13 protein-coding genes are annotated in these 16816 nt (G+C 71.8%); 3 read left to right on the plus strand and 10 right to left on the minus strand.

The features are described 5' to 3' along the window. Positions 1-25: 25 nt before the first annotated feature. The 5 genes from mltG to ACMA1D_RS09510 form a co-directional block, all read right to left on the minus strand. The gene (gene mltG / locus ACMA1D_RS09490; RefSeq protein WP_414723423.1) at positions 26-1978 is read right to left on the minus strand and encodes an endolytic transglycosylase MltG; all 1953 of its coding nucleotides are present in this window, start codon (positions 1976-1978) and stop codon (positions 26-28) included. A 126-nt stretch (positions 1979-2104) separates the two neighbouring features. Continuing rightward, a complete protein-coding gene (ruvX, locus tag ACMA1D_RS09495; RefSeq protein ID WP_414723453.1) occupies positions 2105-2569 on the minus strand; it encodes a Holliday junction resolvase RuvX in 465 nt (154 codons plus the stop codon). A gap of 194 nt (positions 2570-2763) precedes the next feature. Then, positions 2764-5433 carry an alanine--tRNA ligase gene (gene alaS, locus ACMA1D_RS09500; protein ID WP_414723424.1) on the minus strand — a complete coding sequence of 890 codons (2670 nt, stop codon included), beginning with the start codon at positions 5431-5433 and terminating at the stop codon, positions 2764-2766. After that, positions 5433-5864 (minus strand): hypothetical protein, encoded by a 432-nt coding sequence (locus ACMA1D_RS09505; protein ID WP_414723425.1) that lies wholly within the window; start codon positions 5862-5864, stop codon positions 5433-5435. The genes alaS and ACMA1D_RS09505 overlap by 1 nt, the downstream gene beginning before the upstream one ends. 5 nt (positions 5865-5869) lie before the next feature. Further along, positions 5870-6328 (minus strand): DUF948 domain-containing protein, encoded by a 459-nt coding sequence (locus ACMA1D_RS09510; RefSeq protein ID WP_349992228.1) that lies wholly within the window; start codon positions 6326-6328, stop codon positions 5870-5872. Between the two features lie 502 nt (positions 6329-6830). Between ACMA1D_RS09510 and ACMA1D_RS09515 the strand changes: the two genes are divergently transcribed. Further along, a complete protein-coding gene (locus ACMA1D_RS09515) occupies positions 6831-8858 on the plus strand; it encodes an ATP-binding protein (RefSeq protein ID WP_414723426.1) in 2028 nt (675 codons plus the stop codon). A 392-nt stretch (positions 8859-9250) separates the two neighbouring features. Here the strand turns inward: ACMA1D_RS09515 and rpsD are convergent, their stop codons facing one another. Beyond that, a complete protein-coding gene (rpsD, locus tag ACMA1D_RS09520) occupies positions 9251-9862 on the minus strand; it encodes a 30S ribosomal protein S4 (protein WP_176164998.1) in 612 nt (203 codons plus the stop codon). 55 nt (positions 9863-9917) lie between these two features. Here rpsD and ACMA1D_RS09525 point away from each other — a divergent pair, with 55 nt between their 5' ends. Next, entirely contained in the window at positions 9918-10883 is a 966-nt protein-coding gene (locus ACMA1D_RS09525) for a DUF2470 domain-containing protein (RefSeq protein ID WP_414723427.1), read from the plus strand. Positions 10884-11349: 466 nt separating this feature from the next. Here ACMA1D_RS09525 and ACMA1D_RS09530 read toward each other — a convergent pair whose 3' ends face one another. The 4 genes from ACMA1D_RS09530 to ACMA1D_RS09545 all read right to left on the minus strand — a co-directional run bounded on the left by ACMA1D_RS09530 (position 11350) and on the right by ACMA1D_RS09545 (position 15697). Further along, the gene (locus ACMA1D_RS09530; RefSeq protein WP_414723428.1) at positions 11350-12849 is read right to left on the minus strand and encodes a replication-associated recombination protein A; all 1500 of its coding nucleotides are present in this window, start codon (positions 12847-12849) and stop codon (positions 11350-11352) included. Positions 12850-12998: 149 nt separating this feature from the next. Beyond that, positions 12999-13652 carry a vitamin K epoxide reductase family protein gene (locus ACMA1D_RS09535; RefSeq protein ID WP_414723429.1) on the minus strand — a complete coding sequence of 218 codons (654 nt, stop codon included), beginning with the start codon at positions 13650-13652 and terminating at the stop codon, positions 12999-13001. Positions 13653-13712: 60 nt separating this feature from the next. Then, positions 13713-14975, minus strand: a complete 1263-nt coding sequence (hisS, locus tag ACMA1D_RS09540; protein ID WP_414723430.1) for a histidine--tRNA ligase — start codon at positions 14973-14975, stop codon at positions 13713-13715. An 11-nt stretch (positions 14976-14986) separates the two neighbouring features. Then, the gene (locus tag ACMA1D_RS09545; protein ID WP_414723431.1) at positions 14987-15697 is read right to left on the minus strand and encodes an MBL fold metallo-hydrolase; all 711 of its coding nucleotides are present in this window, start codon (positions 15695-15697) and stop codon (positions 14987-14989) included. Positions 15698-15975: 278 nt separating this feature from the next. Here ACMA1D_RS09545 and ACMA1D_RS09550 point away from each other — a divergent pair, with 278 nt between their 5' ends. After that, the gene (locus ACMA1D_RS09550; RefSeq protein WP_414723432.1) at positions 15976-16800 is read left to right on the plus strand and encodes a peptidylprolyl isomerase; all 825 of its coding nucleotides are present in this window, start codon (positions 15976-15978) and stop codon (positions 16798-16800) included. The last annotated feature ends 16 nt before the right edge of the window (positions 16801-16816 follow it).

The raw sequence follows: 16816 nt of genomic DNA on the forward strand, positions 1-16816 counted from the left end.
GTCCCCGCCCCCTGTGTCCGTTGTGTCAATTGCCGCTGCGGCGCTTGCGGTTGAATTCCTTGACCAGTTTGTCGTGCTCGGCATAGGTCTTGGTGAACTTCGTCGTCTTGAGGTCGACGGAGATGAAGTAGTACCAGCCGCCACGTTCCGGCTCCAGGGTGGCCTTCAGCGCGTCCTCGCCCGGGTTCCCGATGGGTCCGGGCGGCAACCCCTCGTCGTGGTACGTGTTGTAGGGGTTGTCGTAGTTGCGCAGTTCCTCGATCGTCAAGTCGATCTTGCTCTGGTTCTTGACGTAGTTGTACGTGGAGTCGAACTCCAGCAGCCCGTTGGTCTGCACGTTGTCGGGCTTGAGGCGGTTGTAGACGACGTCGGCCATCTTCCGGAAGTCGTCGTGCGTCATGCCCTCGGCGTTGACCAGGCTGGCCACGGTGACGAGGTCGAGCGGCGACTTCAGCCCCAGGCTCTGCGCCTTGGCCTCGTCGATGCCGAGCTTCGTGTACTCCTTGTTGGCCTGCTTGACCATGCTCTTGAGCACGTCGGCCGGCTTGGCGTCCTTGCCGACGCTGTAGCGGGAGGGGTAGAGGAAGCCCTCCAGTGGGTCCTTGATGTTCGGGTCGTCGTTGGCCCAGGACGGCAGTCCGAGGTTGCGGTACTCGTCCTTGGCCACCTTCATCGTGGTGCCTTCGGCCGCGCCGAGCTTCTTGTCGATCGCCGCGTAGACCGCCCGGTTGCGCATGCCCTCGCTGACGATCAGGAAGTTGAGCGCGGACGGGTCGGTCATCATGGTGACCGCCGCATCGCCCGACATCTGTTTGTTGAGGGTGTACGAACCGGCCTGGATGCGGTCGCCGTTGGGGTTCTTGTTGGCGGCCTCCACGAACGCCCGACTGCTCTTGACGACGCCTTCGCGGGTGAGAATGTCGCCCATGGCGGAGACGCCGGTGCCCTCGGGGATCTCGATCTGCACCTGCTCGTCGGTGCCCTCGCCCGCATAGTCGGGGGCGGCGCCGAAGTGCTCCTGCCAGAACTGGTAGCCGAAGTACCCGGCACCGGCCACCACCCCGCCGAGCACCACCGTCACCACCAGACAGGCGGCGCCACTACGGCGTTTGGTCTTGTTACGGCGTTCCCGGCCGCGCCGACGCTCCTCGCGCGATTCCTGGACGTCGTCGTCGTACTCCTCCTCGTAACCGTCGTCGTAGCCCTCGTCCGGGCCCCCACGGCGGTCACCGTCACGATCGTCGGGCCCGCCGGCACCGCCTTCGCCGCGCCGCGGGCCGTTCCCACCTGCGAAGAGCTCGTCCGCGGGCCGCTCCGGTGCGAGGTCGGGCTCGGGCTCGGCCCGCCAGTCGTCCACCGGCTCGTCCACCAGCGCATTCGCCGGCCCCCGCCCTTGCGCCGCGGCCCCCGGCTGCTGACCGAACGCGGCCTGCTGCTGGAGGTGCTCGTCCTGAAGGTGCGGGCGCTGGCTGTGCGGGTGCTGGTCCTGCGGTTGCGGCGCGAAGTGCTGCGGCTGCTGCTGACCCGGGTGCGGGTGCTGCCCGGGGGCGGGGTACTGGCCTGGCTGGCCGGGATGGCCCGGATGTGGGGGGTGGGGGTGCTCGCCCTGGAGCGGTCCGCCCGGGCCCGGTGCGGGATAGCCGTCCGGCGTTCCGTAGTAGTCGGCGTGCTGCCCGCCGTACGGGTCACCGTGCTGGGCCGCCTGCGCCTGGTAGGGATCGAGGGGCTGGCCGGGGTGCTGGCCGGTGGCGTACGGATCGGCCTGGCCGCCGGCGTAGGGCACGCCCGCGCCCTGCGAGTCGTCCCAGCCGTACTGCTGCTGCCCGAAAGGTTCCTGCTGCTGCGCATACTGCTGGGCCTGATCGCCGTAGGGGCTCTGACCACCTGCGGCCTGCTGCCCGTGCCACCCCGGATCCCCGTACAGGGGGTCTTCGGGGTCCCACGGTTGGGAGCCGGGGCTCCGGCCATACTCAGTCATCGATCCCCTAGTGCCGCGCTGCGGCAGCCGGTACGCGCGTGGGGCGCGGGGTTCGCTCCGCCGGGCTATCACGATTCCCGGGTTTCGAACGGCTGCCATGCCGCGCGGAACGTTACCGTACTGCGATCAGATGACCACCTCGACGGCCTCCCCCGGCGGGCGCCCCGAGGTGCGCTCGGTTTCCAGTGCGTTCTGGAGGATGATGACGGCGGCGGCCTGATCCACGACCGACCGACCCTTCTTGCTGTTCACCCCCGCGGCACGTAGCCCCTGAGCTGCGGTGACGGTGCTCATCCGCTCGTCGACCAGCCGTACGGGAAGGGGGGCGAGCGCACGGGCGAGCGTGCTCGCGAAGGCCCGTACCTTCGTCGCGGCCGGCCCTTCGGTGCCCCGCAGCGACCTGGGCAGCCCCACGACCACCTCGATCGGCTCGTACTCGGCGACGATCGCCGCCAGCCGGCGCTGCGCCGCCGGCACGTCTCGTCCGGGCACCGTCTCCACCGGTGTCGCCAGGACGCCGTCGGGGTCGCAGGAGGCGACTCCGATCCGGGCGTCGCCGACGTCGATGGCGATCCTTCGCCCACGCCGCATGGGCGCTTCCTCGCTCATGCCGCCTCGTCCTCGCTCCCGCCGGCCCCGCGATCCACGCGTCGGAGCCGTCTCGCACCGCCCGGGTGACGCCCGTGCGCCCCCGGGTCCCACTGGCCCGATCGGGTGTACCACACACCCGAGGGGGCCGGCTGGGCCGGCCGGGTGGCTCTCCCTCCGCCCGGCCGGCCCCTTCGCTACGCCTGCTCGGCGACCAGGTGTTGCACCGCGGCGATGGCCTCGTCCACGGCCTCCGGGTGCTGTCCGCCGCCCTGCGCGACGTCCGGCTTGCCGCCGCCTCCGCCGCCGAGCGTCTTGGCCGCGGTGCGGACCAGCTCGCCGGCCTTCAGGCCGCGCTCGCGGGCCGCCTCGTTGGTGGCGATCACGGTGAGCGGACGTCCGCCGTTGACCGTGAACAGCGCGACCACGGCCGGCCGGCCGCCCTGAATGCGACCGCGCACGTCGAGGACGAGCTTGCGCAGGTCGTCCGCGCCGGTGCCGTCCGGCACCCGGCCGGTGACCAGGGCCACGCCCCGCACGTCCTGGGCGCCGTCGGCCAGCCCGGCGGCGGCCTGGAGCACCTTCTCCGCGCGGAACCGCTCGATCTCCTTCTCGGCCTCCTTGAGCTTGGCCAACATCCCGGAGATCTTCTCCGGCAGCTCCTCGGGCCGGCCCTTGACCAGGTCGGTCAGTTGCGAGACGACCGTGTGCTCACGGGCCAGGAAGTTGTACGCGTCCACACCGACCAGGGCCTCCACACGGCGCACCCCGGAGCCGATGGAGGACTCGCCGAGCAGCTTCACCAGGCCGAGCTGGGCGGTGTTGTGCACGTGCGTGCCGCCGCACAGCTCCTTGGAGAAGTCACCGATGGTGACCACGCGCACCCGGTCGCCGTACTTCTCGCCGAACTCGGCGATGGCGCCCTGCTTCTTCGCCTCGTCCATGCTCATCACCTCGGCGGTGACGTCGAGCTCGCGCGAGAGCACGTCGTTGATCTTCTGCTCGACGTCGGTGAGCACGGCGGAGGGCACCGCAGTGGGCGAGCCGAAGTCGAAGCGGAAGCGGCCGGGCGAGTTCTCGGAGCCCGCCTGGGCGGCCGTCGGGCCGAGCGCGTCGCGCAGCGCCTGGTGGGTGAGGTGGGTGGCGCTGTGGGCGCGGGCGATGGCCCGCCGCCTGGCGATGTCGATCTGGGCGTACGCGCTGGCGCCCACGGTGACCTCGCCGACCTGCACCACGCCCTTGTGCACGCTCACGCCGGGCACCGGCTGCTGCACGTCGCGGACCTCGACCACCGCGCCGGTGTCGAGCTTGATCCGGCCGGTGTCGGCGAGCTGGCCGCCGCCCTCGGCGTAGAAGGGGGTGCGGTCGAGGACGACCTCGACCTCGTCGCCCTCGTGCGCGGCGGGCGAGGAGACGCCGTCCACCAGCAGCCCGACCACCGAGGACTCGCCTGCGGTGTCGACGTACCCGGTGAAGACCGTGGCGCCGGAGGCGTCGGCCACCGCGCGGTAGGCGGAGACGTCGGCGTGGCCCTGCTTCTTGGCCTTGGCGTCGGCCTTGGCCCGCTCCCGCTGCTCCTTCATCAACCGGCGGAAGCCGTCCTGGTCGACGCTGAGCCCCTGCTCGGCGGCCATCTCCAGGGTCAGGTCGATGGGGAAGCCCCAGGTGTCGTGGAGCAGGAACGCCTTGTCACCGGCGAGCTGGCTGGCGCCGGCGGCCTTGGTCTCGCTGACGGCGGCGTCCAGGATGTTGGTGCCGGCCTTGAGCGTCTTGAGGAAGGCGCCCTCCTCGGCCAGCGCGACCGTCTCGATGCGCTTGCGGTCGGTCAGCAGCTCCGGGTACTGCTCGCCCATGGTCTTCAGGACCACGTCCACGAGCTCGCCGATGACCGGGCCGGTGGCGCCGAGCAGGCGCATGTTGCGGATGGCGCGGCGCATGATGCGGCGGAGCACGTAACCGCGGCCCTCGTTGCCGGGCGTGACGCCGTCGCCGATGAGCATCACCGAGGTGCGGACGTGGTCGCCGACCACGCGCAGCGCGACGTCGCTGTCCGCGCCGGCGCCGTAGGCGACGCCGGTCAGCTCGGTGGCCTTGTCCATGACGACGCGGAGGGTGTCGGTCTCGTACATGTTGCGGACGCCCTGGAGGATCATCGCCAGGCGTTCGAGGCCGAGTCCGGTGTCGATGTTCTTGCTGGGCAGCTCGCCGAGGATCGGGAAGTCGTCCTTGCCGGAGCCCGGGCCGCGCTCGTACTGCATGAAGACCAGGTTCCAGATCTCCACGTACCGCTCGTCGTTGACGGCCGGACCGCCCTCGACGCCGAACTCGGGCCCGCGGTCGTAGTTGATCTCCGAGCAGGGGCCGCACGGGCCGGGCACGCCCATGGACCAGTAGTTGGGGCCCATGCCCAGGCGCTGGATGCGCTCGGCCGGGACGCCGATCACCTCACGCCAGATGCGCTCGGCCTCGTCGTCCTGCTCGTAGACGGTGATCCACAGCTTCTCCGGGTCGAGGCCGTAGCCCCCGTCCTCCTGCGAGCTGGTGAGCAGCTCCCAGGCGAGCTTGATGGCGCCTTCCTTGAAGTAGTCGCCGAAGGAGAAGTTGCCGCACATCTGGAAGAACGTGCCGTGCCTGGTGGTCTTACCGACCTCTTCGATGTCGGGCGTGCGCACGCACTTCTGCACGCTGGTCGCGCGGTCGAAGGGCGGCTTGACCTCGCCGAGGAAGTACGGCTTGAAGGGCACCATGCCCGCGGGGACCAGCAACAGCGTCGGGTCGTCCGCGATCAGCGACGCCGACGGCACGACGGTGTGCCCCCGCTCCTCGAAGAAGCGTAGCCAGCGGCGGCGGATTTCGGCCGACTCCATCAGTAGTCCTCTTTCTCGTTGTTCCGGTCGCTCCGGCCGTCGTGCCGGTCGGTGTTCCGGTCGTCGTTGCGGCCGGACTTCCGGTCGTTCCAGTCGCGGGCCCGGTCGGTGGCCGGGTCGCCGTGGGTGGTCAGGCTCACGGGGCGGTACGTCTTCGACTCCAGCACCTGCGCGCGCTGTGCGGGCAGTTCCCGGACGTCGGGCCCCGCTGCGAGACCCAGTGCGTCGTTCAACGCCGCCTCCCGGTCCGCCATTCCGACCCGTACGTCCAGGGCGAACTGCTTGAGCCGGTGCCCCGTCTCCACCGCCTTGTCCGCGGCCTGTGCGGCGAGGCTCTCCGGCGCCAACTGGCGCAGCTTGCGGTTGACCTTGGTGGTGGCCCACACGCCGGCTGCGGCGCCGGTGGTGAACCAGAATGCGCGGCGGAACATCGCGATCAGTCCTTCTTGCTGCGGTTGTTGCCCCGGTCGCGTACCCGGCTGCGGCGGCCTCCGCGGCGCGCGGCGGGCACCGTCTTGCCGACGACGACGGTCGCGGGGTCCGCGGCCTCGCCCTTGCGGCCGATCGCCCGGCGCACCCCGTAGCCGAACGCGGCCACCTTCACCAGCGGGCCGCCGAACGCGGAGGAGACCGTGGAGGAGAGCGCCGACGCGTTGGAGGTCACTTCCTGGACGTCGGCTGCGATCGAGTCGACGCGGGCGAGTTGGGTGTGGGCCGAGCGCACCGTCGCGGACGCCTCGCTCAGCAGCGGCACGGCCTGCTCGGTGACCTCGGCCACCAGCTTGGTGGTCGCCCTGAGCGCCTGGGCGAGCCTCACCAGGGCAAGGGCGAGGAACGACACCAGGATCGCCCAGAAGACGGCCACGAGGATCCCGGCCACCTCTCCACCGGACATCTCGCACCGCTCCCTGCTGAATCTCGGGCTCGTCATGGGCCGCTGTTGGTCGTCCCGGTCGGCCGCCGCGCACGGACGGCGGGGTCACCGCGGGCGCGGGCGGCAGACCCCGACCATATCGCGCCGCGGGTCGTCGGCCGTACTGCATTGCCGCCCGCAGCGGGCCGTTCCTGGCAGGTCGCGGGCGGTGGCGAAGTGGCGCGGGAGGGGATTGTACGGCCCGCAAACCGTTCAGTACGCTCCGTGTTTTATGCGACATGCTCCGCGCCCCGGATCTCCACGGCCCGGTCCGCTCGCCGGGCCAGCCAGAACAGGCGGGTTGCCCGCCGACGTCAGTCGATTCATCGGTCGGTCCGCGGAACTGGCCGAACTCAAGCGACTTCTCTCCCGGTCCCGTCTGGTGACGGTCACCGGGGTGGGCGGGATCGGTAAGTCACGCCTGGCGCGCCGCGGTGCCAAGCGCATGCGGAATCGCTTCTGCGACGGAATGTGGCTGGTCCCCATGGACGAGCTACCCACAACCGGAACCCCAGAAGAGGCCCTGCTCGATGCGCTGGGGCTGGTGGCGCCCGGCGGTCGTTCGCCGCGCGATGTGCTGGTGCGACGACTCGCGCAGGGCGACACCCTGCTCCTCATCGACGGCTGCGAGCAGGTGGTCGAGCCGTGCGCCGCGCTGGTGGCCGAGTTGCTGCGGAGGGCGCCCGGGCTGCGGGTGTTGGTCGCCAGCCGGCGCCCGCTGGGCATCACCGGCGAACGGCTGCTGCCGCTCGGCCCGCTGCCGATCCGGCCGGAGGCCGTGGCGCTGTTCGCCGACCGCGCGTCCGCGGTGCTGCCCGCCTTCACGCCGGCGGTCGGCCGGGAGGCGGTGGGCGAGGTGTGCCGGCGGCTCGACGGCATTCCGCTGGCCATCGAGTTGGCGGCGGCCCAGTTACGCACGCTCTCCCTGGAACAGGTCCTGCACCGGCTCGACGACCCGCTGCGGCTGCTGACCACCACCGGCCACAGCGCACCCGACCGGCACCGCTCGCTGTCCACCGCGATCGGCTGGAGCCACGAACTGTGCAGCCCGGCCGAGCGGCTGCTGTGGTCCCGCCTCTCGGTCTTCGACGGCGGCTTCGACCTGGACGCCGTGGAGTACGTGTGCGCCGGTACGAACCTGCCGGCGGACGAGGTGTTGGCGGCGCTGACCGGCCTGGTCGCGCAGTCCGTCATAGTCCGCGACGCCCCGCCGGACGAAGCCGGGCAGGCCCGCTACCGGATGCTGGACCCGGTACGCGCGTACGGGGCCCGCTGGCTGTCCGAGCTGGGCGAGACGCAGCGGCTGCGCAAGCGGCACCGCGACTGGTACCTGGGGCTGGCCACCTGGTGCGAGTTGGACTGGTTCAGCCTGCGGCAGGTCGAGGTGGCGCAGCGGGTGGAGGCGGAGCTGCCGAACCTGCGGCTGGCCCTGGAGTACAGCCTGGACAGCCCGGACGACGCGCACATCGGCCAGTACCTGACCGGCACGCTGTGGTTCTACTGGGTGGGCTGCGGGCGGCTCGCCGAGGGCCAGCGGTGGCTGGAGCGGGCGCTTGAGCTGGAGAGCGACCAGCCCGAACCGCGCGCCAAGGCGCTGTGGGCGGTGGGTCTGACGGCGGCGGCGCGGGGGGACGCGGTGGCCGCGCTGACCGCCCTGCACGAGTGTCGCGAGCTGGCCGAGAGCACCGGCGACGAGAGCGCGGCGGCGCTGGCGACGCAGATGCTGGGCGTGACCGCGCTCTCCAACGACGACCTGCCGGGCGCGGTGGCCCTGTTGCGCGAGTGCCTGGAGCGGTACCGCACCCGCGGCGAGCTCAACGCCCTGGTCCTCCTGGCACAGGTACAGCTCTCGTTGGCGCTGGCCCTGGTGGGCGACCTGGAGGCGGCCCTGGCGCTGGCCGAGGACGCCCGACAGGTGGCGGCCGACAGCGGGGAGCGGTGGGTGCGCTCGTACGCCCTGTACGCGCTGGCCTGCGCGCGGGCCGAGCGCGGCGAGGACCAGCTCGCCCGCGAACTGCTGGTGGACTGTCTGGAGATCAAGCAGGAGTTCGGCGACGCCCTCGGCATGACGCTGGCGCTGGAGCGGCTGGCGCCGCTGGTGGTGCTTGACGCGCCGGAGTGGGCGGCCGAGCTCCAGGGCGCCGCGGCCACCGGCTGGCGCGACCTGAGCGGCGAGCCGCTGCGCTCCTCGCAGTTGCGCGACCGGCACGAGCGGTGTGCCGCCCGGGCCAAGGGCATCATCGGCGACGCGGGGTACGAGGCGGCCCGGCGCGGTGGCCGCCGCGGTGGCCTGGAGTCGGCGGTGGCCCAGGTCCTGGAGCGGGGCCGGGGCCGACCGGCCAGTCTCGTCGGCCAGGCCGGTGGGGTGGCCGGGCGGCCCTGGCCCGAGGAGGACCGGGCGAGCGAGGGCCGGGCCGCCGAGGAGTGGGCCGCGGACGCGGCGGCTGCGCTGCGCCGCAAGCAGCCGGCGGGACCGCCGCCGGCCACACCCGAAGCCGACGCCCCGGAGTGAACCCCCGCCGGGGCCCGTACGGACCGGCGAGGCCACTGAGGGGTGCGGCCACGAGGGGGCGGCCCGCCGGGCCCTGTCCCCACACGGCACGTACGGACCAGGCCCGGCCGAAGCAGCTCCGACCTGAACCTGTGTGAAGCAGACACCGCCCGAAGCAGCTCCGCAGCAGCCCCCGCCCGAGGGCACTTCCACAACGGGCCCCGCCGGACGAACCACCCACTTGGCCGTACGCCTCCCGTACGGCCGTCAGCCCCACGTAACCGGCGCCATCCGCACCGAGAGGTCCGGTGCAGGCGCCCGTGGGCCCGAGAGGGGGCTCGCCGGGCGCCCGCGGGGCCCGAAACGCACGAGGCCCCGCCCGAAGAGGGCGGGGCCTGCCTGCTGAGCGTTGCTTAGCGGGCGTAGTACTCGACGACGAGCTGCTCGTCGCAGATCACCGGGATCTCCTTGCGGTTGGGGTCCCGGTCGAGGCGGAACGCCAGCGCCTTGAGGTTGACCTCAAGGTAGCGCGGGGTCTCACCGTCGGTGTCGTAGCCACCCTCGCGGGCGACCTGGAACGGGTGCTTCTCGCGGCTGCGCTCGCGGACCATCACGACGTCGCCCGGGCGGACGCGGAAGGACGGCTTGTCGACCTTGCGGCCGTTGACCTCGATGTGACCGTGCACGACCATCTGCCGCGACTGGTAGATGGTCCGGGCGATGCCCGACCGAAGGACGAGCGCGTCCAGGCGGCGCTCAAGCTCGATGATCAGGGCCTCGCCCGTCTTGCCGTCGACCTTCCGAGCGCGGTCGTAGGCACGGGCCATCTGGCGCTCGCTGATGTCGTACTGAGCGCGCAGACGCTGCTTCTCAAGAAGACGGACCTTGTAGTCGCTGTTCTGCTTGCGGCCACGGCCGTGCTCGCCCGGCGGGTAGGGGCGGGCCTCGAAGTACTTGACGGCCTTCGGAGTCAGCGCGATGCCGAGCGCACGCGACTTCTTGACCTTGGGACGCGACTGGTTCACGTGGAACGAACCTCCATGTAAGTTAGGTAAGGCTTACCTTAGCCGAGGAGAATGTATGTTTCGACCTGGGAGCCCCACGTCCAGCGCTGCCCACGGCACGGAGTCAGACGACTCCGGCCCTGCTGGCACTGAGGTGGGTCAGCCGCGCCCCGCGGAAGACGCCCGGCAACCCACTGCTGCCGAGCGCGTACGAACCCTCGTAGAGTCCAACGCTACGGCGTCTCTCGCGATTCTTGGAATCGAGGAGCCGGAAGAGTTCGCCGCCGGAATCCCCACAGCACGCACCGTAACGCCCGATGGAGACGTGCTATTGCTGGTTCCTGGCGGCTCGCCGGCGGCCAGAGCCGCCGCGTACGCGCAGGACGACGACCTCGGCTGCGTGATGGAGATCACAGATGTAGCACCCGTTTCGGTGCCGTATCGCGTGCGCGGGCGCGCCTGGATCGCCGGCTGGCTGACTCCGGTGCGGAACGAGGAGCGGGCCGCCTGCGCCATGCTGCTCGCCGAGCGGCACCCGGTCGGCGAGATCCTCGGCATGCAGGAGGTGCTGCGTCCGCCCGGTACCGAGCGGCCCGGCGGGCGCCCCGCCTGGGTGCTGCTGCGACTAGAGGTCGGGGAGGCGTGCGTGGATGATCTGTGGGGCGCCCAGAGCGTCGAGCCGGAGGCGTTCGCCGCCGCCGACCCCGATCCGCTGGTGGAACACGAATCCGAACTCCTCCAGCACCTGCACGCGGCGCACAGCGAACAGGTGCACCTGTTGTGCACGCTCTTCGGGGACCGCGCCGGCGGCTGCGGCGCGGCGCGCGAGCCCGGCGGCCGGGAGCCCGACGGGCCGCAGACACCACCCGGACGAGCGGTGCGCGCCGTGCCGGTCTCCCTCACCCGTTTCGGGCTGCGGGTCCGCTTCACCGACGCCGACAACCGCTCCTTCGACGCGCGCTTCGACTTCCCGCAGCCGGTAAGCGACGTGGGGGAACTGCGCCGCGCGATGCACACCCTGTTCGAGGCCGCGGCGCAATAGGCCCGGCCAGCCCGGACACCCCGGGCGCTCCGGGCCCCCGGGGCACCGCTCTCCTCACGCGGCCCCGGCCACTCCCCGCGCACCCGCGCGCCTGCTCGCCCGCGCCTTCTCCCTCTGCTCCGACCCTCTCCCCCGCCCGCCCGGCCACGGCACCCCTCATCCGCCGGTGGCCCGCTCGGCCCGTCGGCGCTCCGGACCCGGTTCCGGGGCGCCATCTCGGCCGCCCGACAGCCCAACTACCTCGCGCGGTGCGGTAGTTGGTAGTAGCTGACCGCCACTGGAGCGCCCGCCCGGGCGGCTGCCCGGCCACCGGGCCGCACCGCTCCACCGGGCCCACCCGCGCAGCCGGCCCACCCGCCACCGCGGGGGTTCCGCACGCACCGCACGCCCGCACCGCACTCCACGCCCGTACGTGCGGTACGCACAGCAGACCCGCGCACACGACACGCCCGGCCGCGCCCGGCCCTCAGCCGCCGGTCGGCTCGCCGTCGCCCTTCGCCGGCGTCGCCGCGCGGGCCTCACCCTCGCCGCTCGTCTCCTCCCGGGAGGACTCCCGGCCCCGGCCGTCCCGGCCGCCCTCCTCGCGGCCGGCGCCCTCCCGGGGCCTGGCCGGTGGCGGGTCGCCGCGCAGCCGGGCCCGGACGCGCTCCACCACGTCCGCGTACCGCGCCTCCGCCCCGTACCTCGTGGGGGCGTAGTACTGCTTGCCGTGCACCGCGTCCGGCGCGTACTGCTGCGTGGCGATGCCGCCCGGCAGGTCGTGGGGGTACAGATAGCCCTGCGCGTGGCCGAGCTTCTGGGCGCCCTTGTAGTGACCGTCGCGCAGGTGTGGGGGGACCGGCCCCGCGAGGCCGGCCCGGACGTCCGCCAACGCCGCGTCGATGGCCAGGTACGCCGCGTTGGACTTGGGCGCGAGCGCCAGCGCCACCGTGGCCTGGCCCAGCGCGATGCGCGCCTCGGGATAGCCGATCAGGGCGACCGCCTGGGCGGCGGCGACCGCCGTCTGGAGCGCGGTCGGGTCGGCCATGCCGATGTCCTCGCTCGCGGAGATCATCAGCCGGCGCGCGATGAACCGCGGGTCCTCACCCGCCTCGATCATGCGGGCCAGATAGTGCAGCGCCGCGTCCACGTCCGAGCCGCGGATGGACTTGATGAGTGCGCTGGCCACGTCGTAGTGCTGGTCGCCGTTGCGGTCGTACTTCACCGCCGCCCGGTCGACGGCCTCCTCCAGCGTCGCCAGCGTGATCTCCGGCTCGCCCTTGGCTATCGCCGACCCGGCGCCCGCCTCCAGGGCCGTCAGCGCCCGCCGCCCGTCGCCGCCGGCGATCCGCAGCAGATGCGCCTCGGCGTCCTCCGGCAGCCGCACCACACCACCGAGCCCGCGCTCTTCGGCCAGCGCCCGGTGCAGCAGCGCGCGCACGTCGTCGTCGGTCAGCGGCTCCAGCGTGAGCAGCAGCGAGCGGGAGAGCAGCGGTGAGATCACCGAGAAGTACGGGTTCTCGGTGGTGGCCGCGATGAGGGTGACCCAGCGGTTCTCCACCGCGGGCAACAGCGAGTCCTGCTGGGCCTTGCTGAAGCGGTGGATCTCGTCCAGGAAGAGCACGGTCTCCCTGCCGTACCCGCCGGAGCTGCGGCGGGCGCCGTCGATGACGGCACGCACCTCCTTGACCCCGGCGGTGATCGCCGACAGTTCCACGAAGCGCTTCTTGGTGGCCTGGCTGACCACGTACGCCAGCGTCGTCTTGCCCGTGCCCGGCGGGCCCCAGAGGATGACCGACGAGGCGCCGGCGGGACCGCCGCTGCCCTCGCCGACGAGCCGGCGCAGCGGCGAGCCCGGGCGCAACACGTGCTGCTGCCCCACGACCTCGTCGAGCGTGCGCGGGCGCATCCGCACGGCCAGCGGGCTGCTGGCCGGGTCCTTCTCCTGGCGTTCCTCGGCGGCGGCGGTGAACAGGTCTGGCTCCACGCAGGAAGCCTATGCCACCCCACTGACAACGGGCCGGCGCGACCGCCCGCCCCTGGCCTGACCTGGGCCGCAGCGGGCACAGACGTACCAAAGAAGAAGGCCGGGTCCGGCCGGGGGCACGTCCCCGGCCGGACCCGGCCCCAACGGGCTCAGGCCCAGAGCTGGCTCTTCCACTTGGTGAGGATCAGCATCGCGATGACGCCCATCCACAGCACCGGCACCACCCAGTGGAACTCAAGCAGTCCGCGCCGCAGCCCCTCGGGCACGGGCAGGAAGCGGTGCTTGATGTTGAACCCGGTGACGTAGCAGAACATCACGATGGTGGCCGCCCAGGCCAGGCAGCACCACAGGCACAGCGCGCCGATCTCGTACAGCGACTGGTACTGGAGCCAGGTGCAGAAGCCGACGCCGAACAGGCAGCCCGCGTTGAACGTCAGCCAGTACCAGCGCGGGAAGCGGGCGCCGACCAGCAGGCCCACGCCGACGCAGATGACGATGCCGTACGCGACCAGGCCCATCATCGGGTTCGGGAAGCCGAACGCCTCGGCCTGGTCGCTCTCCATGATGTTGCCGCAGGAGACGATCGGATTGATGCTGCAACCCGGGGTGAACGTCTCACCCTTGGCCTTGGCCTCAAGGATGTGGTTCTTGTCGATCGTGATGACCCAGGCGGCCAGCAGACCTGCGGCGCCGGCGAGGATGAGCAACCAGGCGAAGACCCGGCCGCCGCCGACGGCGCCGTCGGTGGAGGTGTGCTCCGCGTCCCCGTCCGTAGCAGAACGGTGAAGTGCCGAAGTTGTCATAGCGCCATTCGTCTCGTCAGTCGGACATAGCCCGGTCATTGTGCACCAGGCACCTGTGAATCAACTCCGCCTCGCGCGCAGTTCCTCCACCACGGCGTCCAGGGCAACAGGTGTTTGATCCCCGCTCTCCAGATCCTTCACCTGGACGACGCCCTCGGCGAGATCGCGTTCCCCGGCGACGAGCGCGAAGCGCGCACCGGAGCGGTTCGCCGACTTCATGGCGTTCTTCAGACCCTTGCCCCCGAAGGCGTAGTCGGTGGCGATGCCCGCCCGCCGCAACTCCGTGACCAGGCCGAACAGCACGTCCCTGGCCGCTTCGCCGAGCGGCACTGCGTACACCTCGGTCGCGGCCGGCAGCGTCAGTTCGATGCCCTCGGCGCGCAGCGCCAGCACCGTACGGTCCACGCCGAGCGCCCAGCCGACGGACGGCAGCGCGGGGCCGCCGATCATCTCGGACAGACCGTCGTACCGCCCGCCGCCGCCCACCGCGGACTGCGAGCCGAGCCCGTCGTGGATGAACTCGAACGTGGTACGGGTGTAGTAGTCCAGGCCGCGCACCAGGTTCTCGTCGTCCTCGAAGGCGACGCCGGCGGCGGTCAGCAACTGCCGCACGCGCTCGTGGTACTCCGTGCACGCCTCGCACAGGTGGTCACGGAGCGTGGGCGCGCCGACGAGCTGCTTGCGCACCGCCTCGCGCTTGTCGTCGAGCACCCGCAGCGGGTTGATCTCGATGCGGCGCCGGGTCTCCTCGTCGAGGTCGAGCCCGCGCAGGAAGCCCTGGAGCACCTCCCGGTAGGCGGGCCGGCAGGCGCGGTCGCCCAGCGAGTTGAGCAGCAGCCGGAAGTTGCGCAGCCCCAGCGAGCGGTAGGCGTCCACCGCCAGGATGATCAACTCGGCGTCAAGGGCCGGGTCCTCGGCGCCGATCGCCTCGGCGCCGATCTGCGAGAAGTGCCGGTAACGGCCGGCCTGCGGGCGCTCGTAGCGGTAGTACGAGCCCGAGTACCAGAGCTTGACCGGCAGGTTGCCGACCTTGTGCAGGTTGCGCTCCAGGGTGGCGCGCAGCACGGAGGCGGTGCCCTCGGGGCGCAGCGCGAGTTCGGTGCCGCCCTTGGTGGAGAGGGTGTACATCTCCTTGGACACGATGTCGGTGGACTCACCGACACCGCGAGAGAAGAGCTCGACGTGCTCGAAGCCGGGGGTCTCGATGTATCCGTACCCGGCGCGGCGCAGCGGGGCCGCGAGTGCGTCGCGGACCGCGAGGAAGGTCGCGGAGTCCGGCGGGATCAGGTCGTACGTGCCCTTGGGGGCGGTGAAGGCGTTCACGGGGTGATTCGTCACATTCCTCGTCGCGGGGCGGTCGGGCCGCCTCCGAGGCCGGCGGCCACCTGCCGCAGGTACGGGTTGGTGGCGCGCTCCTGGCCGATGCTGGTCTGGGGTCCGTGCCCGGACAGCACCACGGTCGAGTCGTCGAGCGGCAGGCACACGCGGGCCAGCGACTCCAGGATCTCGCCGTGATCGCCACCGGGCAGATCGGTGCGTCCGATGGAGCCGGCGAAGAGCAGGTCGCCCGAGAAGAACACCGACGGGACGTCGGCGGATTCGGGGAGCCTGAAGGTCACCGACCCCTTGGTATGGCCGGGCGCATGCGCGACGGACAGTTCGAGACCGGCCAGGTGCAGGGCCGCGCCGTCGGAGAGCTCCTTGACGTCATCGGGCTCGCCGATGGTCAGCTCTCCCATCAGCGGCATCCCGATGGAGCGGCCGATGGCCTTCTCCGGATCGCTCATCATGTAGCGGTCGGCCGGATGGATCCAGGCCGGCACGTCGTGCGCACCACAGACCGGGACCACCGAGGCGACGTGGTCGATGTGGCCGTGGGTGAGGACGACGGCGACCGGCTTGAGCCGGTGCTTGGCGACGGTCTCCGCGACGCCCTGGGCGGCCTGGTGGCCCGGGTCGATGATCACGCACTCCTCACCGGCGGCGGGGGCGACCAGGTAGCAGTTGGTCCCCCAGGCCCCGGCGGGGAACCCAGCAATGAGCACGATCGTCCTTCAGGTGGTCCGGCGGTCGGCGCGGTGGCCGCGGCGCCGGGGCGGAAAGTCGGCGTGCGAAGAGCCTACCTGCGGCGCACGGCGCACAGCCAACCGCTATACGGTACGGCCAGGCGCCGGCACGACCGGGCGCGCGGGGCCCGGCGGCACCGCAGGCGAGCGGTCGCCGCGGCCCCCGGCGATCGGCAGCGGCTCCGTCCGCGCCCTCGCACACACACGGCAGACGCTGCACGGCAATGGTGCAGCGTGACAGTTGAGGAGAAGACCCGGTGGTCACTCAGGAGCAGCGGCGACGGCAGCTCGCCCGCGAGAAGCTGGCGCGTCAGCAGCAGCGCAGGGCCGCCGCCAGGTCGAAGGCGCAGAAGCGCAACGTGTTGATCGCGGGCGGGCTGGTGCTCGCGCTGATCGCCGGGGTCCTGGTGGCGCTGGCCGGTCTTTTCGACTCCGACGACGACAAGGACGACGCCGCGCGGCCCAAGGACCCCTGCGCCCAGCCGGCCGCCGGCGAACCCTCCGGGCAGACCTGGAAGAAGGAGCCGAAGGTCACCATCGACAAGTCGGCGGCCTACACCATGAAGCTGGCGACCACCTGTGGCGACCTCACCATCGGCCTCGACGCGAAGAACGCCCCGCACACGGTGAACTCCTTCAACTTCCTGGCCGGCAAGGGGTACTTCGACCACACCAGGTGCCACCGGCTGACCGACCAGGGCATCTACGTGCTCCAGTGCGGCGACCCCAAGGGCGACGGCACCGGCACCCCCGGCTACACGATCCCGGACGAGAACCTGAAGGACCCGAGGCTCAAGGGGAACGTGTACCCGGCCGGCACCATCGCCATGGCCAACCGGTACAACCCGCAGCCGGCCAAGGGCGAGAGCAAGAACGAGAACAGCGGCGGCAGCCAGTTCTTCATCGTCTACCAGGACAGCGAGCTCCCCCCGTACTACACGCCCTTCGGGCAGCTCACCGGCGGCCAGGACGTCCTGAAGAAGATCACGGAGGCCGGGGCAACGGCGCCCGACCCGCAGACCGGGAACACCGCGCCGATCGCCACCGTGGTGATCAACAAGGCGACCGTCACCCGGTCTTGACGCCGGCTCTGAGCAC

This window comes from Streptomyces sp. 796.1 (assembly GCF_047525675.1).
Lineage (GTDB): Bacteria > Actinomycetota > Actinomycetes > Streptomycetales > Streptomycetaceae > Streptomyces.